The organism is Leptolyngbya boryana PCC 6306 (genome assembly GCF_000353285.1).
GTDB lineage: Bacteria > Cyanobacteriota > Cyanobacteriia > Leptolyngbyales > Leptolyngbyaceae > Leptolyngbya > Leptolyngbya boryana.
Genome location: NZ_KB731324.1, coordinates 4,588,215 through 4,611,066, shown reverse-complemented (window position 1 = coordinate 4,611,066; position 22,852 = coordinate 4,588,215). Strand labels below are relative to the sequence as shown.

The window sequence follows — 22,852 nt, the reverse complement described above, 5'->3', positions numbered from 1 at the left end:
CAAGACTGTGGAGATGTGAGGGATTTTCTTTGGTCTAGCGTAGCGGTATTCGGACAGATTCACAACTCAGAGCGTTGTGCAGTCAAATTTGCTACACCTTCATTACTGTACAGAAATTATTCATCCACATCTGAAAATATTGATGTCGAAATCGTTCAAATCCTGCAACATTGACTAAAACTTGCTTGAGTTTTTGGCGATCGTAATAGCGTTTATGATCGCGAATTTCGGCTTCATCGATAATTCCGATGCGATAGGAAAGAAACTCTAAAACAGGTTGCGCCCAAACAGAAGGAACCGTTAAAACCAGTCTCCCACCCGGTTTGAGTACCCGATGAATTTCTTTTAAAATTGCTTGCTCATGCTCGATATGCTCTAAAACAGCCAGCATGGTGACGGTATCAAAACTCGCATCAGCAAAGGGAAGTTCTTCCCCCAGATGAACTTGCACGGCTTTGAGCTTATCCGTTTGAAATTCTGCGACTTTGAAATCGACGCCATAGCCTTTTTGAATTCGCGGCTCGATCGCTCTTAAGAAAGCGGCATTGCGACCGCAACCGACATCTAAGACGATCGCGTTTTCGGGAATTTCCGCGATGACTCGTCGGAGCCGCAACCAACGCAACAAAGGTTCTAAAAGAGGCTCACGCTGCTTTTTCAACTTTCTACTCTCCTACTTGAACGGGAATGTCTAGGGCTTTGGTTTTGGCATCGAACCAAGTGACAGATTCTTGAACCATTGTGAGCCGCAAGGTGTACTGACCTGCGCGATTGGGTGCTGTAATTTTAGCGTTCAATGCTACCGCTTGATTGGGCGGCAGGTCAAAGGGAAGGGGCGTGCGATCGTACTCGATCGGCTCACTCTGAGATTTTTCATTGATCCAGCGATAAGAGAAATTGACAGGAGTATTGCCGCTTCTAAACCAGGTAAAATCACCTGTGTTACGCACGAGAACGGGCAAGGTGATCTCAGCTTTGGCTTTCATCTGGGTTGGTGCGGTCGTGATGATGCGGATCGCCTGGGCATAATCGGGCAAGGGGCTATTCGGCGGTACTGGAATCACAAAGGAAGTAAACCCTCCGGATTGAAAGGTTTGAATTCCCGCGATCGACGAAGCAGGCAGATCTCGACCCGGTTGATTGTTTCCTGTAGTCGCCTGAATCAGGCACAATCGACCTTTAGCTTTTCCACCTGAAGCGGTATGCAGCCACTCCAGTAAGCCCGACAGAGGAATATTTTGTCGCATTGGTAAGCCAGGAGGATCAGCACCGCTATAGCCATTAATCATAGGCACATTGGCTCGCATTCCTGCCCACATTGCTTGGGTTTGTTCATTGTAAAAGGCGTCTTTGCCACTCAACGCGACATAGGCAAAGCTACAGTCTTTCTGCATTAAAGATTGCAGTTCTGCTTCAGGTTGCAAGACTGCCATGCGATCGAAGCTTTGCGGAGTCCAGACGATTTGTTCAGGTAGGGTGAGCAGAATCAAGCTTAGGGCGATCGCAGTTCTAATCTTTGGATTAGCAAAGCGATGTTTTAAATAAGCATCCACGCAGAGCAGAACGCCGAGCAGTAGATAGAAATACATCAGCAGCGCAATCCGAGATACGGCTCGAACGGAGTTTGCGCCTGGAATCAGTTGGGCAATGAATTTCCATAGAGAGTAATCAAAGACTGAAAGCGAAAGCAGGAAAATGATGCCAAAGGTGAGCAGACAAGCTTGAGCAAGTAGTTTTCGCTCTGGATCAAGGACGTGAGCCTGTGCTTTCAAAACATAAAGCGCAAATCCGGTTATGCCTAAGATGACAAAGCCGAGAAAGATCTGATGCTCATGAACCATCGGCGTATGGGCTGAAAGTGGAAACAGCCACGGTCGCCACAAACTTCCATCTGCGGGCAAGAGCCAAGATTGCAGTCGCGGCAGCATCGATGCAATTTCTGAATAAGGCTTTTTGCCGATGACCTTACTAATTTCCAGGTAAGGCAGAAAGAGTGCTATCACTGCCCCCATCCAAACTAAGAGCGCGATCGCAGTTTCTTTCCAGGTTCGTTTGAGAAATTCCGTGATGCGCGCCTTAAAGTCACGATCAAGCCAAAACATTACAGGCAAGAACACAAGTAAACTGAAAACGAGAAACCAACCTAGATAGACTGCTGCCAAGAGTTGCAGATAGATCAAAGTCAACGCCCAGCGCAATCGATTGGAGGTCGGCTTCTGAATGAACCGCCAAACACAGAGAAATGCGATCGGGGTAAAAAACTGAGGAAAGAGTTGATGATGTCCGAGTTTTGCGGCTCTCGGCAATCCAAATGCAAATAAAAAACCTCCGAATCCAGAGAGAACAGGACTGACTCGCAAGCGTCGAAAGACAATCACAAAGGCAGCAAAGCAGAGCCAAATGATGGTGATCATCCAGAGTTGAAAGGCGTGATCTGGATTCAATACCGATCGAAATAACCAATAAATCGGCGCACAACCAAATAAGTTTTCTGAAAATGCTAAAGCATTCTTGAAAGGATAGAAAAAAGAAGGTGACCAGAGCGTTCCTGTATAGTTACGATTCACTAGAAGCTGAAAGGAATGCTCCAAAAAATAGTGCAGGATGCGAGTATCTCCGCGCTCTGCTTGAATTTTGGTGAAGCCACTGAGGATGGTAGGTGAATACATCATCAGGGTGCCAATCAAGCTGATGACGATATAGAAAAGGCTCGTCATGAATTTGCGATCGGGAGCTTTTGATAAAGTCATAACTGCTAGTAACGCTGATCAATAGACGTAACCGTTGCTTCAATTGCTTGAGTTGACTGTGGCAGATGGGTCGGCATCTCGCTGACTCCTTCAGCAATCAAAGAAAATCTCAGGGTGTATGTTCCAGGTTTGGACGGGAACGTGATATCTCCGATCGCTTCTGCGGTTTTTCCACGTCGGGGCTGTCCAGAGATAAATAGGCGATATTCCGCCACATTCTGCTTGAGAATATCAGTAAATAAGACCCGAACTCGGGCTTCTCCTAGATGGCTTGCCCCGGTTTGATAGCCAAACCAGCGAGATGTGCCTGTATTTTGTACGATCGCACGCACGCGAATTTTTCCGCCCACTGGAATCGAGAGCGTGTCCGGTAGAGGATTTTTTTCTGCATCTCGAAGCTGGAGAATTTGACCAGCTAATCCAGATGTATAGTTGGGCTGACGAGTGGGGTGCGTGATCCGAAACATCAGACTATGGGCATGTCGCTCGATTTGGCTGTCTGGATACTGCCACAGTTTTCCTTCTGCATCAGTTAATTTCGATGAGAACGGATCATATTCGATCACCGTCGGAATTCCATCCCAAAAACATGCACCAAACACGCCAACAACTTGGACAAAGACTGAGAAGGTCAATAACCCGGAAACGATCAAAATTTTCAAATTCAGCAGTTTACGCCGGGAAAGAGCATCTGCGATCGCATAGTTCACCGAAAAGCATAGAATCGGCAGCAGATCCGTTAAAAAACGATATCCATAAGACGCACCTGCCCACCACATTCTAAACAAGCAATATTGCAACAAGAGCGGAATACAGCTTAAAAACAGCAGAATCAATAATTTTTCATCTTTTTGCTTCCAGCGTCGAAAGATTTGTATGAATCCTGGAATTGCCAAAACTAAGATTGGACTATAAACAAATAAACCTCGACTTGGGCTAAATAAAAGTCCCGTAAATCCTGCAATAAACTGTTCAAATGTCAGTGTAAAAAGATTAGAAAACGTGCCATATCCGCCTGTGAAACTTTTAAAGTAATAGAGATTCCAAGCAATACTAATTAGGGCAGAAGATAACCCTAGAACTGTAAAAAATGCTTGGCGGCGATACAGCGCGATCGCATAAACCACGATCGATAATAAAAACACCAAATTCGTTGGGCGAATCCCTAACATCAATCCGCCCAAAATTCCGGCATTTAAGAGCAAGAGAGATTTTGTCGTTGGGTCACGATTTGCTTTGAAAAAGCAGAGCATGACGGCAATCAAGACCAAATTTGTCGAGCCATGCTGCCATAAAGCTTGTGAATTAATCACCCAATGATGCGTTGCAAACGCATAAATAAAAGCAGAAATCAGTGCAACTGATCGCTCAAACTTCAGGCGACTTAATTGATAAAACAAAGCGACAGCAAAGCTTGCGATGATCGCAGCAGCAAATCTTTCTAACAGTAATCGCGTGTCAGAAAATGCAGCACTGGTAATCTCGATCGACTGAAAGCCATGACTGATCCATAACAAGAGCGCAAAGCAGACATAAATCGGAAAACTGACGATCGCAGGTCCAATCGGATAGACCGAGACAAGATGAGCACTCTTCGACTCCCAAAAGAAGTAAGGAGGCAGACCGCCGTTGTAGTAAATTCCCTGCCTGAAGTTATCAAAATCCAATCTGCCGTTGAATAACCAATTGAAGGCAAGTAAGGAATTCGGAATACTATCCGGTGATGCGAGCGCCTGATAATTGACGATGCCCTTTGCACTCCATGAGTAGACAAGCAGGCAAGCAAAAAAAATCAGCCACGAATCTTTGAGCTTAAAGCGCTGTGCATCAAGTAAAGACTGCCATTTTATCGACATAGCAGATTATCGGTGAGGTGAGGGCTGCTGTCTGAGCGTTTGGCTAGCGTCTGAAACAGGATAAGCACGCTTCGAGGCGAATAAGTTGTATTTCATAATGCAGTAGATGGCGCGAAATCCATCTTTCCAGCCGATTTTCTTACCTTCTTTGTAGGTTCGCCCATAGTAAGAGATGCCAACTTCGTAGATACGACATCCCATGCGAGCGACTTTAGCAGTGACTTCAGGTTCAAATCCAAATCGATTTTCTTCAATCCGAATCGATTGAATCACCTCACGCCGAAATGCCTTGTAGCAGGTTTCCATATCGGTCAGATTAATATTGGTCAGCATATTCGAGAGTGTGGTCAGAAATTTGTTGCCGACCATATGCCAATAGTAAACGACGCGATGCGGCTGATTTCCCGCAAATCGTGAACCAAATACAACGTCTGCTCGACCCTCTGCGATCGGCCTTAACAATAGCGGAAATTCCTGCGGATCATATTCTAAATCTGCGTCTTGAACGATCGCAACATCTCCTGTCACCGCTGCGAATCCGGTTCGTAATGCTGCCCCTTTGCCCCGATTTGTACTGTGGTAGAGCACTTGATCAACGATCGGTTCAATTTTCGATTTCAACAGTTCTGTTGTGCCATCTGTAGAGCAATCATCGACAATAATGATTTCGAGATTGCGAATAGGAGAGGCTTTTACCGCTTGAATTACGGTCTCGATCGTGCCTCGCTCGTTATAGCAAGGAATCACAACCGAGAGTTTTAAGCGAGACAAGCGATCGAAACCGATAGTAGATCCCTCAGTACCGTGCATAGGCTGATTCAGAGTTAGGGGCTTTCACACAGCGACAGTATATCGTATCCCTTAGCACTTTACTCAAGGGATCAAGGCTTTCAGCCGAGACAGTACTGAAAGCTAGTGCGATCGCTAGTTTGGATTCGGCAGCAATAATGGACGGAATCCATGTCGAACCGATGCCTCTCCAATCTGCTCCATCTTCTCGACGGTGATGCGATTGCGACCCCAAGAGAAGTTCGTATGCAGTTTCTCGAATTCCAGCAGCATCGATTCTGCAAAACAAGCAAACAGTTGCCGTGCCGGGACATCCATATTGACAATGCTCATGATTTTCCAATCAATGTCCAGTGAATGTTCCACAATGCCACCGTTGAGTACGGTCACGCCCGGATGCTGGATTTTGGTTCCCAAGTTTTTCGGGTAGCCGCCATCAATCAGCAAACAAGGTTGTTTTAACTGAGTCGGATCAATCTCCACACCTTTCGGCATACTGGCGACCCAGACAATGATGTCTGCTTGCGGCAGGGCTTCTTCTAAGCCCTGAATTTTGCCGCGCCCAAGTTCATCTTGCAAAGCTTGCAAGCGTTCTTGATTACGAGCAATCAGCAGCAATTCTGCCACATCAGCGCGTGTGTTCAACCAGCGACAGACGGCACTGCCAATATCGCCCGTTGCACCACAAACCGCCACCGTTGCATCTGACAAGTTGATGCCCAACTGTCTGGAAGCTTGTTCGACCTGGCGACACAAAATGTACGCCGTGTGAGTATTTCCGGTCGTAAACCGTTCAAACTCCAGCATGACATTCCGCACTTGTTTAATCTGTGCCAGATTGAAATTCTCAAAAATAATCGAAGAGAATCCGCCGAGTGCTGTAATATTAATGCCATTTTTTTGAGCATGTGCCATGGCGTTAATCACTTTGCGTGTCGCTGCTTTAATCCGTCGAGTTGCCAACATTTCTGGCAAAAAGCAAGATTCCACGTAGCGTCCTTCAATTTCTTGCCCCGTGGCGCTTTTGACTCGGATTGTATCGACAATCTGCGGCGGTGCACTACACCAGAAGTCCAAACCTTGATCCGCGTATTCGGGATACCCTAGTTCTCGTGCAACAGACTGAGCGTGTTCCAAACTTGTGAGATGACCAATTAAACCAAACATCGATCGTATGAAGAAGCCCGGTATCAGGCGGCGAGATGGATATGAACGGAACCGTATTCTAATTTAAGAGAAAATATCAAAAAATTGGCAATGAATTTGTAGGAGGGAGTGGGGAGTGGGGAGTGGGGGAGTGGGAAGCCTTGTATTTTGCCATTTCCCGATTCCTTCATTTCCCGATTCCCCGATTCTCCTAACTCCAGAGTTCACTGCCGCAGACTTCAAATTCAGGAACCTATGCCGCAGCTAATCCATGCGCGGACATCCGCATCACATCACGGGTCGTAAATCCAATGTTGGTGAGGGCTTCGCCGTATTGAATCATGAAGTCTTCGACGAGGGCTTCGCGTTCCATGCCGAGAACTTGTGCGTCGTCTGCAACTTGATTCAGCATTTTCCAGACTAAAGGCAAATTGGCTTTATTGGCTTCTTCCAATTCGGCTTTCGAGGCTTCAAAATTGGCTTTTAGCCATTCTTCGCCGTAGTTGAGGTGCATGTATTCGTCTTTGATGACACCTTCAGTGATTTTGCGAGCAAAGTCGTCTGCAACAGGAATGTAGATGTTGTATGCCGAGATCGCAAAGCATTCAATAATCAGCGATTGAATCAACAGACAGGTGACGATTTTTCCTTCGGCTGCCGCAACTTGGAAGTTTTTGTGCAATTCGGAGAAAAATTCGCGTGCGAAGTCCATGTCTGGGGTGACGCTGAGATTCCGACCACAGGCTTCAAAGCCTTTTTTGTGGCGGTTTTCCATGCGAGCGAGTCCGATCAATTGGTCTTTATCATTGGGCAGCAGGTCTGCCAATTTTTGATAATTGTCGTTCGCTTCCTGTTCGCCTTCGATGACGATCGCGTTAATTCGGCTATAGGCATCTTTATAGAGTTCACTCTGGAAGTCAATCTCTGGGGTCGCCTCAAGTTGCGGCATAGATCAGATTTCTCCTGGTCATGACTACATTTCCGCGTGCTGCGGGTTAGGGTTGGGGTGGTCTGAGTAGAATTTCTCATTCTTCCCCCCTCTCACTTTACCGTCTAAGGTTGAGGATGACGCTAAGAATCGATAAAATCTATAGGCGATCGAGCATTGAAGCGCTAAAATAACCGATTCTTCAGTTTTGTGAGCGGTATGGAAGTTCAGAAGCGTCTCAGTTTGGGACTGCTGGTGGCGGGGGCAGGAGTGGTGCTGTTGCCATTAGGAGTCGTTTTTCTAACGTCGTTGCAGTCGGCGGAAGGTTCCCCAGGTTGGACGCTGGAAAATTATCGCTCAGCTTGGGAAAAGGGACAGTTTTTGCTGGCATTTGCGAATTCGATTTTTGTGGCGATCGCGGTAACGCTGTTTCAACTGTTTACGTCGGCGCTGGCGGGGTATGCGCTGGCGCGGCTGAAGTTTCAGGGAAAACAGGCGATTTTATTAATCATTCTGGCGACGTTGGTGATTCCGTTTCAGATTTTGGTAATCCCAATTTTTCTTGTTTTGAAAGCGGGGCATTTGATTAATACTTACGGAGCATTAATTTTACCAACTGCGGTGAATGGGTTCGGGATTTTTCTGATGCGGCAATTTTTTCAGGGGATTCCGATCGAGCTTGAGGAAGCGGCGATGTTGGATGGGGCGAATCGGTGGCAGGTGATTTGGCGGGTGATGTTGCCGTTGTCGCGTCCGGCGTTGGTGACGTTATCGCTGTTTACGTTTATTGGCGAGTGGAATGATTTGTTTAAGCCGTTGGTGTTTACGACGCGACCGGAGTTAAGAACGGTGCAGTTGGCGTTGGCGAGTTTTCAGGAGCAGTTTACGAATAGTTGGTCGCTGATGATGGCGGCAGTGGTGATTGCGACTTTACCGATCGTGGTGATTTTCGCATTGGGTCAACGGCAATTGATTCGGGGCATTGCGACGACAGGAATTAAGAATTAGGTTTTGCAAAAAACGACCGTGAAGATTCCCACAGATGCAATTCTTCCAGATAAAAAATGCCTGGCTATCTCGTGGTGCAGAAGCTCAGACATGACAAATCAAAGTTTTTAGCACCAGCTGGATTTACGCAAGAGAACCCTGAAGGTTTGAAAGCAGCAATTCTATCGCTTGCTGACGAGGGAGAAGCGATCGCAGATAAAACCTGATTCGAGTTTGTGCGTCGGAGTCGAGATACGATCGCTGCCGCTCGTAATGCGCTCAACGCTGGATGTACGATCGTCGGTGATATCTTCCCAGTAGTTTCGGTATTGGATCAAACTCGCATTGCTCCTCTCAACTGCTTGGTTGAAATCTTAAGTGGCGGACTCCCATCGGCAACGGCTTGAAATGCGCTCGTTGAATCGTTGATTGAGAAGCCTGATTTTCATTGATTTCTGAGTCACGCTAACTATTTCGCTTGAAACGGAGTAAATTGACCTCTCAATCCTTCGACGATCGCTTTTGTGTTTGCAATTAGCATCTTCTGATAAGTTTCTCCACGACTCCCTGCTTCACCCAATCCATCGGCATAGATCTCTTCTTCAGCAACCTTGACGTTTGCCTCGTTCGCAACTGTTTGAATGACCTGCGGATTGATCGAGAGTTCAGCGTAGATAGTCGGGACTTTTTTCTTTTGGATTTCCCCGACTAGCTCTTTTACCTTCGCAGCCGTTGGTTTTTCTTCAGTACTGATACCTTCGAGGGCTGCAACAGGAATGTTATAAGCTTGTGAATAGTATCCTAGTGCATCGTGGGTTGTTACTAATGTTCTAGAAGCTTGAGGAATGCTATTGATCTGGGTTTTGATCCAGCTATCAATTTGACTAATTTCTCCGGTTACTTTTTTAGCATTGTCTGCATAGAGTGTGGCATTGTTTGGAGCAATGTTTGCAAGGTTATCGCGAATAACTTCTGCAATTCGCACTCCGTTTTGGGCATTGTGCCAGACATGAGGATCAGTCTCGGTTTGTCCATCTTCTTCAAACTGCTGAGGCTTGGGAACTGCAAGTTCGTTGACTGCAACTTTTGGAGCCGAATTCGATGAGGCTTGAATCAGTTTGATCAGAGTCGGTTCAAAATTGTAACCTCCATATAGAACTAAATTGGCTTGCTCGATCGCTTTACGATCTTCGGGAGTCGCTTGATAGATATGCGGATCTGCACCAGGTTTGACTAAACAAGTTAAATTCACTGTCGCTGCTGCAATTTGCTTGGTTAAATCACAGAGGATTGTATTAGTTGCAACAACTTTGGGTACACCTTCTAACCTGGGTGAGGCTTGCGGAGTTGAGGCGGCTTGATGAGTAGAGGATGACTGAGGCGTACAGGCGAATCCACTGAGAGCGATTGAGATCGTTGCCATAGTCCAACGCAGCCGAAAGGGCTTATCCATACTTTTTTAAGATTTAAAGTGAACATCTTGACTCTACAATGATAATCGTTCTCACTTAACTCAAATCTAAATGAATGTTGAAGGTTCAGCAATTAGCAGTTAGTTATCGAGGAATGAGGGGGCTGGATGCAGTGAGCTTCTCAATTCGAGCGGGTGAACTCGTTGGGGTGGTTGGACCGAACGGAGCCGGGAAAAGTACGATGCTCAAAGCAATGTTGGGCTTGATTCCGATTGAGCATGGAAAAGTTGAATATTGTACTTGTCCGTTGCATCGTCAGTTGGAAAAAGTCGCCTATATTCCCCAGCGATCGCAGATTGATTGGGACTATCCAATCACGGTTTGGAATGTGGTGCTCATGGCGCGAACTCGTAACTTAGGCTGGTTTCGCAGTCCCGGTCGCCCTGCAAACGAGCTTGTCAAGTCTGCTTTAGCACGAGTTGAGATGCTCGATTTGAGACATCGTAGAATCGGAGAGCTATCGGGTGGACAACAACAACGGGTATTTCTCGCACGAGCATTAGCCCAACAAGCAGATCTCTTCTTCTTTGATGAGCCATTTACGGGTGTAGACAAGAAGACAGAGGGAATTATGCTCGATGTGTTTGATGAACTGCGATCTCAGGGGAAAATCCTGCTGCTGAGTACTCATGAATGGGGAAAATCGCTCTCGCAACTCGATCGACTGCTGTTGCTCAATCAGCGGCTCATTGCATCCGGAACGCCGCAAGAAGTGATGACGGCTGAAAATTTGCAACAGGCTTATGGAACATATCTACAGAACCCGTTCCATCAAGATTTTGATTCTACACTCGCTTGCTAAGGTAAATGATGCTACAGATACTGACAGAGCCACTTGGATTTGAGTTTATGCGAAATGCTCTAGCAATCGGGCTTTTAGTCGGTATACTCTGCCCAGTGGTCGGAAGCTACCTCATTGTGCAACGAATGGCACTGTTTGGGGATGTGGTCGCGCATTGCGTGCTACCAGGACTATCGATTTCGTTCTTTTTGGGGATTGATATTTTGATTGGGGCATTCGGTGCTGGAATCTTAGGTGCGTCTTTGATTGCTTGGATTCGATCTCAAAGTCGTGTAAAAGCTGATGCAGCCATGGCGTTAACTTTCTCGTCTTTCTTCGCGCTTGGTGTGACGCTGATTACAGTTCTAAAAAATAAGCTCGATCTAGATAGCTTTTTGTTTGGTGATATTCTCGGTGTAACGGGTGCAGATATCCAACGGACTTTAATGGTTACTTTGATCATTCTGCTTGTCGTTCGATTGGCTTATAAGGAAATGCTGTTCTATACGTTTGATAAGACGGGCGCTCAAGCAATTGGACTCCCAATCAATCTCATTTACTTTGCATTTATGTCAGCCGTTACACTTACAATCATTGTCAGTATGAAGGCGGTCGGCGTAATTTTAGTCATTTCGATGCTAGTCGGTCCCGCTTTGAGTGCTTACTTACTAGTCAAAGAACTCCATCATATGATGATATTAGGCTCAGTGATCGGAGTTTTCTCTAGTATCACAGGAATCTATCTCAGCTACTATTACAATCTGCCATCGGGACCTGCGATCGTGCTCGTTTCATCGACCCTATTCATTCTATCGCTACTATTCAGCCCCACCCAGGGCATTCTCACCCGGACTAAAAATCCTTTATCACAACGATTTCGTTAGAATGAAAACACGCTGCTGTTCAGCTTCAATCGTCGCTAGCGCCGCTTAAATCCTTGCCCTCGCGAAGATTTCCCCCAAATCAGAAGCTCACCTTGTTCTCCGCCTGCTACAAGGTAGCTCCCTTGAGGATGCCACGCGAGGCAGGAAAACCCATCTGAGACGCCTTCTAAGACTTGAGCGATTGAAGTTGCTTGCCACCATAAAATGACCGAACCGTCTTCAGAAGCTGAAGCTAATAGCATTGTAGCCGGTTGAAAACAAAGTCCTTGAACGACACCCTCATGAGTGCCCAAAACGCGGCTTTCCCATCCGATCGCTTCCTCTTCATGCTTTTCCCAGACCACAATGCCCTCTACACTCGCAGAGGCTAGTAAGGGCGCATTGCTAGCGAATTGATCTGACCAAGCCAGGTCGCGAATCTTTCCTGGAAAACCTCTCATCATCCACGGTTCAGGATTTCCCCATTCTAAAACAGTGATTGTCCGATCGAAGTTTCCCGATGCCACATATCGACCACTCGGCGACCAAGCGACTGCAACACTCGCAGAAGGAACCATCAAATGATAGGGATCATCATCCCAGTTGCTTGTCATCCAAATTTTGATCCCTTGATAACCACCGAGACTGATACTCTCTCCGCTAGGATGCCAAACGATTTGAGAGACTGAAGAATCACCAAATAAGAGTGTCGTTACTCGCTCTCTAGATTCAGCATTCCAAATCTGTACTGTTTTGCCTAGACTGAATGCGAGATCATTCTGAGTAGGACTCCATTGAAGTTGATCAATCCAAGCTGATTTGTTTTTGAAGGTCTGAATCAATTCGGGCTTTGGCTTGAACTGCCAAATATTGACTTCTCCTGACTGTCCTCCTGCGGCGAGAAATTGCCCATCATGAGAAAAGGCTAAACCATCGATCGAGTACCCTGTTGCAGCTTGCAGAACAACTGATTCAAGAGTCTTCATCGAATAGAGGAGGATTTCTCCCGCAGCAGAACACACTGCTAACCCTTCGCCATTGGGCGACCAGGCAATTCCAGTCACATAGTCAGATAGCGCACTCTGATGACGTAACTCAAAGAGCGATCGCTGTTTCGCACTTACACTAAACATGCTCGAAAATCCTCTTTCAACGCTGTTTCATCTAAGTTGCGACCAATAAAGACTAATTCATTTTTGCGCGTCTCATTCGGTTTCCAAGGTCGATCGAGCTTACCATCAAACAACATATGCACCCCTTGAAATACAAAACGATTGTCTTCGCTTGCAATGTTTAGAATTCCTTTCATCCGAAAGATATCTTGTCCTTGATAGCGCAACAATCTACCCAACCAGGCATTTAGCTTTTCTCCATCCAGTGCACCAGATTCAACGATCGCGACTGAAGTCACTGTTTCATCATGTTCGTGAGCATCTTCACCGAGGAAATTCGGATCGATTTCTAAAGCGCGATCGAGATCAAATGCTTTCACACCTAGCAACGCATCCATCTCGATTTGAGCATCTCTAGTTCGATAAATTTTTGCCATTACATTCATCGATCGAATCTTCTTTTCAAGCTCATCGAGTTCTGCTACTGAAATTAAATCGATCTTATTCAGCAAAATCACATCCGCAAATGCAATTTGTTCTTGTGCCTCATCTGCCTCCCAATGATGTGCAATATGCTTTGCATCTACAACCGTTACAACTGCATCCAAACTGGTTAAAGATTGCACATCTTCATCCATGAAAAAGGTTTGAATGACTGGAGCCGGATCAGCTAGACCAGTTGTTTCGATGACAATGTGATCAAAGCGATCACGCCGTTTCATCAGATTGCCAATCATCCGGATTAGATCACCCCGCACTGTACAGCAGATACAGCCATTATTCATCTCAAAAATTTCTTCATCGGTATCGATCACAAGCTGATTATCGATTCCGACTTCGCCAAACTCATTCACAATCACCGCAACTTTCTTGCCGTGTTCGTGGGTGAGAATGCGGTTTAACAAAGTTGTTTTTCCTGCTCCTAAGTAGCCCGTCAAGACGGTGACAGGTACGGCCGTTTCTAGTTCAGTAACCATCGCAACCTTTATAATGATAATCGTTATCAAGCTTATTATTAAAGAGATCGTTCGAGTAGGCAAGCAGGCTTATTGAATTTCAACAAAGCACGATCGAAACTCTGCGCTCAATGCTTCTGTCTTCACACGGCGGGGGGGTTATTCTGTAAACATACGACACACGGTTTGAGATCGCACCAAATACTTTGCTTGCTCACGATTCATCAGGAAAGAAAAAGTCTGTTGCGTCCTCAGCTGGAAGAGATTGATTTTGATAGTAAAGTTCTAGTTCTTCTGGGCTGATCGTCTGCCGAGTCGGATCAAGAAAAAAAGCTTGTACTTTCAGATAACGCCGCAATCCTTCAGAACTAGCATCTAAATGAGTTGCATCTTTGAAATCTTCAGGAAAAGTATGACTCACTTTCAGCCAAGCCTCTTGTAGAATCTGCTCAATCTCTTGAGTCGGCGCAATTTCCATCGCGCTCTCTAAGTGTTCGAGAACATCAATTGCTTTTAATAATCGCGTCATCAGTTCCGAATCTGCCATACGCTATCGCAACATTAATGCAACTTCTTTCGCAAAGTAGGTCAAAATTAAATCTGCTCCTGCCCGTTTGATGCTCAGCAATGTCTCTAGAATTACCTTTTTCTCATCAATCCAGCCCTGTTGTCCAGCCGCTTTGATCATCGCATATTCGCCGCTCACGTTGTACGCTGCAACTGGAAGATGTGTATGTTTTCGAACGCGGTGAATGATATCCAGATACGCCAGTGCAGGTTTGACCATGACAATATCTGCACCTTCTGCAATATCCAGTGCCACCTCTTTTAAGGCTTCTTGAGCATTGGCGGCATCCATTTGATAAGTCTTTTTATCGCCGAACTTGGGAGCCGAATCGAGCGCATCCCGAAACGGACCATAGTAAGCAGACGCATACTTCGCAGAATAAGCCAGAATGCTCACATCAATGAATCCACGCTGATCTAGAGCTTTGCGAATGGCTCCAACTCGTCCATCCATCATGTCAGATGGAGCGACCATATCTGCCCCTGCTTCAGCATGTGCGATCGCTTGCTTTACCAACACTGCAACCGTCTGATCATTCAAAATCTTGCCATTTTCGACGATGCCATCGTGTCCTTGATTGCTATAAGGATCAAGCGCGACATCAGTAATCACCACAATCTCAGGAGTCTGCTGTTTAATCGCTCGAACAGTGCGAGGAATCAAACCGTCTGGATTGTAGCTTTCGGTGCCAGCATTATCTTTCTGAGCATCGGGAATTAGAGGAAATAGAGCGATCGCACCAATTCCTAGCTCAAACCCCTCCGCCACTTCTTTCAGCAGAAAATCTAGCGAGTATCGGTAGCATCCAGGCATCGACTCGACTTCAACCTTTTGTCCTTCGCCTTCCATCACAAACAGAGGATAGATCAAATCTGCGACTCGAAGCTGAGTTTCTTGCACCATGCTGCGTAAGGTAGATGTACAACGCAGACGACGCGGGCGATTGGTCAAATGTAGACTCGATTCAGCAGTCATAACATTCTAAAGAACGACAACGATTATCATTATGAGATATTTTGTGAAACAATGATAATCATTCTCTAAATCGTCGTATTTCTCATGCCCCAGGAAATTGATATCGCGATCGTTGGTGCTGGAATGCAAGCTCTTACGCTCGTTGCTCATCTGCTCCAGAAGCGCGAAAAGATGCGAAATCGGTTTAGGGTGTTTGATCCAAGCGGCAACTGGATACAGCAGTGGAATCATCAATTTGCAGCGTATGAGATTCCGCATTTGCGATCGCCTGCTGCTCATCATCCTGACCCCGATTCGTTTGCACTGCGACGATTTGCAGAGTCCCGACCGAATCAACTATTTCCGCCCTATGATTTGCCGGGAACTGCTTTGTATGAATCGTTTTGCCAGGATGTGATTCGGCGTTGGCAGCTACAAGAGTGTGTAATTTCAGCTTCGATCGTGCGAATTGAGCCTTTAGCGCAACGGTTTCGATTATGGCTTCGAGATGGGCGAACAGTTCTAGCACGAAGAGTCATTATGGCAACCGGAAGTGCTGTGACGCAAGTTCCAAGTTGGGTGAACCAGATTTCAACAGTTTATCCAGACGATCGCTTAGTCCATTCAAAGGCAATCGATTTACGCCTACTGAAATTAACTGGAGATCGCATTTTGATTGTAGGAGGTGGATTAACGAGCGGACACTTAGCGATCGGAGCAGTGAATCGAGGCGCACAAGTAAGTTTAATGTCACGTCGATCGCTCTACGAAAAGCTATTTGACGCTGATCCAGGCTGGACAAGACCGAAGCACTTAAAAGGCTTTTATCGGGAACCTGATTGGTTCGTTCGCTGGCAGATGATCCAACAAGCTCGCAATGGCGGATCAATGACCCCGGCAATGATGACTCAACTGCGTCGTGCCCGTCATGGTGGAAAACTCACGTTTTATCCTAACTGTCAAATCGCTCAAGCAAGTTGGAACGGTCAGCACTGGAAGGTCGTCTGTGAGGATGGCATAGTGCAGGAATACGATCGTATCTGGTTGGCTACAGGAACCCGATTCGATGTGACTCAAGATCCGTTGTTGGCAGAGATGCTAGAAGCTTATCCAATTCAAATTGTGAACGGACTACCTGTGTTAGATCCATGCTTGCGATGGGCAAGTTCTGAACTCTATGTGATGGGCGGATTAGCAGCACTGCAAGTCGGACCAACAGCCCGAAATATTTCTGGGGCAATGTTAGCCAGCGATCGGATGGTTCCAACTTTGATCAAACCGAGAACCGCACTCGGTCGAAAAATCGCTTGATTGATCAACTAAAATGATAATGGTTATCAAGCAATGCGCTCTAAAGCAATGGCAACCCAAACACGACAAACACGCGGACAGGTCAAAGTCTTGGAAGTATTGAGACAGAGTCAGCAACCGATTTCTGCTCAAACGCTCTTCGCAGAACTGAGACAGCGAGATCAACCCTTAGGATTAGCAACCATTTATCGAGCATTAGAAGCGCTCAAGCGTGAGGGGTTAGTCCAGAGTCGAGTGACTCCGCAAGGCGAAGCCCTTTATACGGTTGTAGCTGACGATCATCGGCACTTTATGACTTGTCTACGCTGTGGCACTTCAACCCCATTAGAAACTTGCCCCTTTGAAACATTAGAACAACAGTGGCGACAGTCTCAAACCTTCCAACTGTACTATCACACGCTAGAACTGTTTGGAATCTGCTGGCTTTGTCAAAACAATTCTTAAGCTTTTTAGATTGAGTGAACAAAATCGCTAGAAGCCTGTATAATTTACGAGAATGATTTTCATTCTAATTATGGACTTCCCGGTAATTCTCGTGGCTGGTGCGTCTGGAACAGGTAAGACAACCTGGATTCAGCAGCAAGGTTTGAATTCATCGATCGCGTATTGTTCGCTTGGTAGCGATGGCATTGCGATCGATGCAACGTATCTGACGACTGAAATGAGCAGCATTAATGTGTTCTCCGATCTGACGGAACTCCTATCTTTGAGGGTTCCAGTCTATCTGGAAGTTAGCGCTCAGTTAGATTTAGACTCGCTGACAATTCCGCTAGGGCATTTCCAAAAGCTTGCGATCGTGGCTCCCAATACGAACGACACAGAATGGCATCGATGGGCAGATCGAATTGTCGTAGGAATTCAAGCTGCAAAGGGTTCACAAATTTGGCGATCGAACTTGTCCGGTCAGGTTCTTGATCCCGCAAGCCTCGATACCTTGTGGGATGAACTGATCGAAGGCGCGTATGGAACCATTCAACGTGCAAAGGGAATCTTTGAAGTCGTTGATGGTAGAGCCTTTCACTTTAACTATGTTCAGGGTCATGAAACGAACTACACCGAATTGAATGTTGCGCGATCGTTCAAAGGCAGACCCGATCGCTTTAGTGGCATTGAGGTCGTTGGTGAAGCCTTTGATCAAACTGCTATTAAGCAAACGCTTCAGGACTGTTGTTTGGCAGACGATGCATTGGCATATTATCAACATCAAATTCGGCAGTCGTTAGAAATCCCTGCTTAGAGGAAAACACAATGAGAACAGCAGTTTTATCCTGCATTCATGGAAACTTTGAGGCGCTGAATGCCGTGCTATCAGATATCGATGATCAAAACGTCGATCGAATGTTCTGTCTCGGTGATTTGGTTGGATATGGTCCGTATCCCAATGCAGTTGTGGAAATGATTCGCTCTCTAGATATTCCGACCGTTCAAGGCTGTTGGGATGAAGATGTCGTTGAAGGCTTGAACGCTTGTGAATGTAGCTATCCATCTCTACTCGCTGAAAAACGAGGACGACAGGCGCATGAATGGACAAACCAAGAAATTCATCCAGAAGTGAGAGCATTTTTAGCACAACTCCCTCATACTTTACGGGATGGAAATCTCTGCTTTGTCCATGGAAGCCCGCATAGTAATCATGAATACTTGCTGCCTGAGATTGATGCATTTGTGGCGATGGAACGCGTGCTATCAACCGGAGCCGATATTCTATTTTGCGGTCATACGCATGTGCCCTATGTGCGATCGCTGGACTCTGGAGAACTCCAAATCAAAGTACAACAGTCGAAACAAGATCAATCCATTCGCTTTACTGCGCCCTTAAAGCGCATTGTTAATGCTGGCTCAGTCGGTGAGCCTCGACATGGCAGACCCAATGCAACGTATGTGATTTACGACGATAGTACTGATCAAATTGCGCTGCGAGAAGTTGAATATGACTACCAAAAAACCTGTGCTGCAATTGTCGAAAAAGGACTGCCTGCCATCTTTGCCTGGAGACTTTCAAAAGGGATGGAATTTGCAGAACGCGCCGACGATCCGACTCATATCTGTGAGCGATAATTAAATGATGTCATCTTGGGCAATTTTGAGCGGTATTGAAGGTAATCTTGCCGCCTACGAAGCAGTTCTAAAAGATATTCAGCGGCAAAGGGTTGATGCTTTGTTTGTGTTGGGCGATGTGATTAGTCCCAGAGCCGATAATGAGAAATTGATTAATCGATTGACTTCTCCACGTCGAGGTGAACTTGTCCCACAAGTCTGTCAGGGTTGGTGGGAAGAACAATTACTCGTTTTGCATGGTTTAGGGCGTGTGGGAGAACCAACCGAGCTAATTGGGCGATATGGCATTCAGATGACTAAGAAACTCTGGGATTCTGTGCCTCGTAATTTAGTACGGTGGGTACAATCACTAGAATTTGGCATCTTTGAGCTAGATTGCTTACTGATTCATGGCAGTACAGTCAGCGTCAGCGATGAGCTAACCCCTGAGACTGATCCGATTCAAATGCTCGATCGCGCCATGCGAATGGATGCAAACTATCTCTTCTGCGGTCGCTCTGGACTGGCTTTTGAATACGAGATCGAATCTGGAGGAGTGCTGACTTCAGTGACAACGCTCGATCGACGATCAGAGCCAGAGCCAACGAGCCTTCATCCGCGTAAAATTATTGGAGTTGGAAACGTTGGGCGAGCTGCGGGACAGGCGATTTACACGATCTACAATCCGAATACCAACGCACTCAAGTTTTGCACCGTTCGGTATGATTCAGGAAAAGGATTTCAGATCAAAAGGTAGTGCAATATGACGACTGGTCGAAGATTTGCGCGATCACATTAGCTTTCTCCTCAAGACTGTAGACCCAGAATGAATGACTTTGCTGCATGTCTGATCCGATTTCTCAGTTTACGCTAAAATGAGAATGATTATCATTATTTTGCTTCTATGGTCAGCCAACTTTCTCGCTCCTTCTCCGGTAATACCTGGCAGCAGAGCGATCCGCAACAATTGCTGAAAATTCGCCATACTTGTGCTCACATTTTGGCAATGGCAGTTCAAACGCTGTTTCCTGAGGCGAAAGCGACGATTGGACCTTGGACAGACACCGGATTCTATTACGACTTTGATCGAGCTATTTCCTTTACTTCAGAAGATTTGGTGCAGATTGAAGCAGAAATGCGGCGAATCATTCGAGCCAATCTTCCCATCATTCGAGAGGTGGTGGGGTATGACTCGATTCGAGCCGAGATTGAGCAGTTGAATGAGCCGTATAAGTTGGAAATCCTCGATCGTATTCCTGCTGGAGAACCGATTACTCGCTACTTTATTGGTAATCCTGATAGTGGACGTGCAACTCAGATCGAACCTTCGCTGATTGATGCGATCGCACTGCCGCCTGATGAATATTGGTGGGATCTCTGTGCAGGACCGCATTTAGACTTTACAGGTGAAATTCATCCCGATGCGATCTCGTTAGAAAGCATTGCGGGCGCGTACTGGCGCGGGGATGAAACCAAAGCACAACTCCAACGCATTTATGGCACAGCCTGGGAAACTCCAGAACAGCTACAAGCCTACTTACAGCAACGAGAAGAAGCAAAACGTCGCGACCATCGTAAGCTCGGACAAGACTTGAAGCTGTTTAGTTTGGAGGAAGATGCAGGCGGTGGATTAGTCTTCTGGCATCCACGCGGCGCAAGAATGCGTCGAATCATTGAAGATTACTGGAGACAGTCACACATTGATGCAGGCTATGAATTGCTCTACACTCCGCACATTGCGAACCTAGACCTCTGGAAAACATCGGGTCATTTCGATTTCTATCGTGACAGTATGTTTGATCAGATGGACATCGAAGAACAGCAGTATCAAATTAAGCCCATGAACTGCCCGTTTCATGTGTTGACCTACAAGCATGAACTCCATTCCTACCGAGAGTTCCCGATCCGATGGGCAGAGCTTGGAACTGTGTATCGATATGAGCGTTCAGGGGCGTTACATGGTTTGATGCGAGTACGCGGCTTTACTCAAGATGATGCGCATATCTTTTGTCTGCCGGAACAGATTGAAGATGAAATTCTCGGCGTTCTCAATCTCACAGAGCAGATTTTGTCAGACTTTGGTTTCTCGAACTATGAGGTCAATCTTTCCACTCGTCCACCTCAATCGGTTGGGAGTGATCAGATTTGGGAGAAAGCCACGATCGCGCTCCAACAAGCCTTAGATCGAAAAGGTTGGAACTATGTGATCGATGAAGGCGGCGGCGCATTCTACGGACCTAAAATCGATTTGAAAATTGAAGATGCGATCGCACGTCGTTGGCAATGTTCCACGATTCAAGTTGATTTCAATTTACCAGAACGGTTTGAGATGGAATATGTGGCGGCAGATGGGACTCGCCAGCGTCCGATCATGATTCACCGAGCAATCTTCGGATCGTTAGAGCGCTTCTTTGGCATTCTCATTGAGAACTATGCGGGAGACTTTCCGCTGTGGCTTGCACCGATTCAAGTTCGATTACTTCCAATCAGTCAAGACCAACGGGACTATGCCGAAGCGATCGCGCTGCAACTTAAGCAAACTGGATTCCGTGCTGAAGTCGATCGCACCAACGAACGATTAGGTAAGCAAATTCGCACGGCTGAACTTGAAAAAATTCCAGTTGTCGCGGTTGTTGGCAAAAAAGAAGTTGAGTCTCAAACCCTGAGCATTCGGACTCGACCCAAAGGAGAATTAGGAGCCTTGACGCTCTCGGAACTCTGCGATCGACTCCAGCAAGCCGTCTTCAATCACGCAACTCTGTAACCATTGCATCAAAAGGCATCAGGCAATGACAACCTTTCTTCGTTCAATCCCTGAAACTATCGAACTGTTTTGTATTTCACGAGGCTTTAGATGACGGATCATGTCCTGTTTATTTGTCGATCGTGTGCTGTTTCCAAGCACCAGCGAGAACATCTCAAACATCGTGGCGGATTTCATCTGCTCGAACACCTCAAGCAGCAATTTAAAACTTGGGAGATGAATGCACCCTTTGTAATTCGAGAAGTGGAATGTTTGAGCGCCTGTAATCGTCCTTGTGTCGTTGCGCTTTCGGCTCCAGGTAAAACGACGTTGATGTTTGGAGACTTATCACCGTTTGAAAGTGCTCCTGCCATTCGAGAACTTTGCCAGCAGTATTTCCGTAGTGCTGACGGCATTGTACCGAGAAGCGATCGTCCAGACCTTCTGAAAAGAGGCATCTTAGCAAGAATTCCACCTGTGACGTAGATTTCTCTCAAATTAATGTAGAATGATAACCGTTCTCAAAACCTCCTCATACTATGAACGCAGCAACTCAATCCCACCTCGAGATCCCGAAGCGGGGGATGCCCGTTACGATCATCACCGGATTCTTAGGCAGTGGCAAAACAACCCTGCTGAATCAAATCCTGAAAAATCGCGATGATCTCAAAGTTGCAGTGCTAGTCAATGAATTTGGAGACATCAACATTGACTCACAGCTTCTCGTTTCGCTAGATGAAGACATGATGGAACTGAGCAACGGCTGTATCTGCTGCACAATCAATGATGACTTGATCAATGCGGTCTATCGGATCTTGGAGCGAGAAGATCGAATTGATTACATGGTAATTGAGACGACAGGGGTAGCTGATCCGTTACCGATCGTGCTTACCTTTGTTAGCTCTGAACTCAGAGACTTAACGCATCTCGATTCAATTTTGACGGTTGTTGATGCAGAGACATTCACCCCGGAGCATTTTGAGAGTCAAGCTGCAATCAGCCAGATTACATATGGCGATATCATTCTGCTCAACAAAACAGATTTGGCAGGACAAGAGAAAGTTGCTGAACTCGATCATTGGATTCGTAGTACTAAAACAGGTGCAAGAGTTCTACAGACTCAGTATGGCGAGGTTCCACTACCTCTAATTTTGGATGTCGGCTACTTCCAACCCGAAGCCTATGAGGACGAACATCACCATCATCACGAACATCACGAACATCACCACCACGATCATGACCACCATCACCACCATTCCAATCACTTAGCCAATGATGGTTTTGTTTCAATGTCTTACCAGAGCGATCGACCTTTTTCGGTTCACAAATTTCAAAGCTTTCTGGATGAATTACCGATCGAGATTTTCCGTGCAAAAGGATTGCTCTGGTTCAAAGAAAGCTATCTGAAACATATCTTTCAGTTGAGTGGAAAACGGTACGACATTCAAACCGAAGAATGGCAAAAATCTCCCTCGAATCAGCTTGTGCTGATTGGTCGAAATTTAGACACTGAGCAGCTGCGACAACAGCTTGATCAATGCTTAGAGCCGATTCCTTCTAAGCTAGTTGCTCAGTAATTTCAGCTTTCACACTCCATGT

At 46.2% G+C, this 22,852-nt stretch carries 24 protein-coding genes; 13 read left to right on the top strand and 11 right to left on the bottom strand.

The annotated features are described in order from the left end of the window. Positions 1–91 precede the first annotated feature (91 nt). The 6 genes from LEPBO_RS0122970 to LEPBO_RS0122945 form a co-directional block, all read right to left on the bottom strand. A complete protein-coding gene (locus tag LEPBO_RS0122970; protein WP_017289936.1) occupies positions 92–661 on the bottom strand; it encodes a class I SAM-dependent methyltransferase in 570 nt (189 codons plus the stop codon). A 4-nt stretch (positions 662–665) separates the two neighbouring features. Further along, a complete protein-coding gene (locus tag LEPBO_RS0122965; RefSeq protein ID WP_017289935.1) occupies positions 666–2,750 on the bottom strand; it encodes a hypothetical protein in 2,085 nt (694 codons plus the stop codon). A gap of 5 nt (positions 2,751–2,755) precedes the next feature. Beyond that, complete coding sequence (locus LEPBO_RS0122960) at positions 2,756–4,606, bottom strand: glycosyltransferase family 39 protein (RefSeq protein WP_017289934.1); 1,851 nt, start codon at positions 4,604–4,606, stop codon at positions 2,756–2,758. A 6-nt stretch (positions 4,607–4,612) separates the two neighbouring features. Further along, complete coding sequence (locus tag LEPBO_RS0122955) at positions 4,613–5,416, bottom strand: glycosyltransferase family 2 protein (RefSeq protein ID WP_017289933.1); 804 nt, start codon at positions 5,414–5,416, stop codon at positions 4,613–4,615. Positions 5,417–5,530: 114 nt separating this feature from the next. Further along, entirely contained in the window at positions 5,531–6,562 is a 1,032-nt protein-coding gene (locus LEPBO_RS0122950) for a long-chain acyl-[acyl-carrier-protein] reductase (RefSeq protein WP_017289932.1), read from the bottom strand. Between the two features lie 232 nt (positions 6,563–6,794). After that, the gene (locus LEPBO_RS0122945; protein WP_017289931.1) at positions 6,795–7,490 is read right to left on the bottom strand and encodes an aldehyde oxygenase (deformylating); all 696 of its coding nucleotides are present in this window, start codon (positions 7,488–7,490) and stop codon (positions 6,795–6,797) included. A 198-nt stretch (positions 7,491–7,688) separates the two neighbouring features. Here LEPBO_RS0122945 and LEPBO_RS0122940 point away from each other — a divergent pair, with 198 nt between their 5' ends. Genes LEPBO_RS0122940 through LEPBO_RS41860 form a run of 3 tightly spaced genes read left to right on the top strand, consistent with a single transcriptional unit; the run spans position 7,689 to position 8,863 of the window. Continuing rightward, a complete protein-coding gene (locus tag LEPBO_RS0122940; protein ID WP_017289930.1) occupies positions 7,689–8,477 on the top strand; it encodes a carbohydrate ABC transporter permease in 789 nt (262 codons plus the stop codon). 56 nt (positions 8,478–8,533) lie between these two features. Further along, positions 8,534–8,683 carry a hypothetical protein gene (locus LEPBO_RS43000; RefSeq protein WP_017289929.1) on the top strand — a complete coding sequence of 50 codons (150 nt, stop codon included), beginning with the start codon at positions 8,534–8,536 and terminating at the stop codon, positions 8,681–8,683. A 9-nt stretch (positions 8,684–8,692) separates the two neighbouring features. Further along, entirely contained in the window at positions 8,693–8,863 is a 171-nt protein-coding gene (locus tag LEPBO_RS41860; protein WP_017289928.1) for a hypothetical protein, read from the top strand. A 62-nt stretch (positions 8,864–8,925) separates the two neighbouring features. Here the strand turns inward: LEPBO_RS41860 and LEPBO_RS0122925 are convergent, their stop codons facing one another. Next, on the bottom strand, positions 8,926–9,879 hold the full coding sequence (locus LEPBO_RS0122925) for a metal ABC transporter solute-binding protein, Zn/Mn family (RefSeq protein ID WP_017289927.1): 954 nt from the start codon (positions 9,877–9,879) through the stop codon (positions 8,926–8,928). Between the two features lie 104 nt (positions 9,880–9,983). Here LEPBO_RS0122925 and LEPBO_RS0122920 point away from each other — a divergent pair, with 104 nt between their 5' ends. Continuing rightward, positions 9,984–10,730: a metal ABC transporter ATP-binding protein gene (locus LEPBO_RS0122920; protein ID WP_017289926.1), complete on the top strand. Its 747-nt coding sequence runs from the start codon at positions 9,984–9,986 to the stop codon at positions 10,728–10,730. Between the two features lie 47 nt (positions 10,731–10,777). Next, the gene (locus tag LEPBO_RS0122915; protein WP_017289925.1) at positions 10,778–11,593 is read left to right on the top strand and encodes a metal ABC transporter permease; all 816 of its coding nucleotides are present in this window, start codon (positions 10,778–10,780) and stop codon (positions 11,591–11,593) included. Between the two features lie 35 nt (positions 11,594–11,628). Here LEPBO_RS0122915 and LEPBO_RS0122910 read toward each other — a convergent pair whose 3' ends face one another. The 4 genes from LEPBO_RS0122910 to hemB form a co-directional block, all read right to left on the bottom strand. Continuing rightward, a complete protein-coding gene (locus LEPBO_RS0122910) occupies positions 11,629–12,705 on the bottom strand; it encodes a WD40 repeat domain-containing protein (RefSeq protein ID WP_017289924.1) in 1,077 nt (358 codons plus the stop codon). Continuing rightward, on the bottom strand, positions 12,693–13,661 hold the full coding sequence (locus LEPBO_RS0122905; RefSeq protein ID WP_017289923.1) for a CobW family GTP-binding protein: 969 nt from the start codon (positions 13,659–13,661) through the stop codon (positions 12,693–12,695). Before LEPBO_RS0122905 ends, LEPBO_RS0122910 begins: the two co-directional genes overlap by 13 nt. 193 nt (positions 13,662–13,854) lie before the next feature. Further along, positions 13,855–14,187 (bottom strand): hypothetical protein, encoded by a 333-nt coding sequence (locus tag LEPBO_RS0122900; protein ID WP_017289922.1) that lies wholly within the window; start codon positions 14,185–14,187, stop codon positions 13,855–13,857. A gap of 3 nt (positions 14,188–14,190) precedes the next feature. Then, positions 14,191–15,183, bottom strand: coding sequence for a porphobilinogen synthase (hemB, locus tag LEPBO_RS0122895; RefSeq protein WP_017289921.1), 993 nt, complete (start codon positions 15,181–15,183; stop codon positions 14,191–14,193). Between the two features lie 84 nt (positions 15,184–15,267). On the opposite strand from hemB, the gene LEPBO_RS0122890 reads away from it, so the two are divergent. The 8 genes from LEPBO_RS0122890 (at position 15,268) to LEPBO_RS0122855 (ending at position 22,830) form a co-directional block, all read left to right on the top strand. After that, a complete protein-coding gene (locus tag LEPBO_RS0122890; protein WP_017289920.1) occupies positions 15,268–16,473 on the top strand; it encodes an FAD/NAD(P)-binding protein in 1,206 nt (401 codons plus the stop codon). 48 nt (positions 16,474–16,521) lie between these two features. Then, on the top strand, positions 16,522–16,917 hold the full coding sequence (locus tag LEPBO_RS0122885; RefSeq protein ID WP_036046442.1) for a Fur family transcriptional regulator: 396 nt from the start codon (positions 16,522–16,524) through the stop codon (positions 16,915–16,917). A gap of 52 nt (positions 16,918–16,969) precedes the next feature. Continuing rightward, entirely contained in the window at positions 16,970–17,710 is a 741-nt protein-coding gene (locus tag LEPBO_RS0122880) for a GTP-binding protein (protein WP_017289918.1), read from the top strand. A gap of 11 nt (positions 17,711–17,721) precedes the next feature. After that, positions 17,722–18,531: a metallophosphoesterase family protein gene (locus LEPBO_RS0122875; protein WP_017289917.1), complete on the top strand. Its 810-nt coding sequence runs from the start codon at positions 17,722–17,724 to the stop codon at positions 18,529–18,531. Positions 18,532–18,535: 4 nt separating this feature from the next. Next, a complete protein-coding gene (locus LEPBO_RS0122870) occupies positions 18,536–19,267 on the top strand; it encodes a metallophosphoesterase family protein (protein WP_239741212.1) in 732 nt (243 codons plus the stop codon). A gap of 147 nt (positions 19,268–19,414) precedes the next feature. After that, a complete protein-coding gene (gene thrS, locus LEPBO_RS0122865; RefSeq protein ID WP_017289915.1) occupies positions 19,415–21,274 on the top strand; it encodes a threonine--tRNA ligase in 1,860 nt (619 codons plus the stop codon). Positions 21,275–21,364: 90 nt separating this feature from the next. Beyond that, positions 21,365–21,739 (top strand): DUF1636 family protein, encoded by a 375-nt coding sequence (locus LEPBO_RS0122860; RefSeq protein WP_017289914.1) that lies wholly within the window; start codon positions 21,365–21,367, stop codon positions 21,737–21,739. 53 nt (positions 21,740–21,792) lie between these two features. Further along, the gene (locus LEPBO_RS0122855) at positions 21,793–22,830 is read left to right on the top strand and encodes a CobW family GTP-binding protein (protein WP_017289913.1); all 1,038 of its coding nucleotides are present in this window, start codon (positions 21,793–21,795) and stop codon (positions 22,828–22,830) included. Positions 22,831–22,852 lie beyond the last annotated feature (22 nt).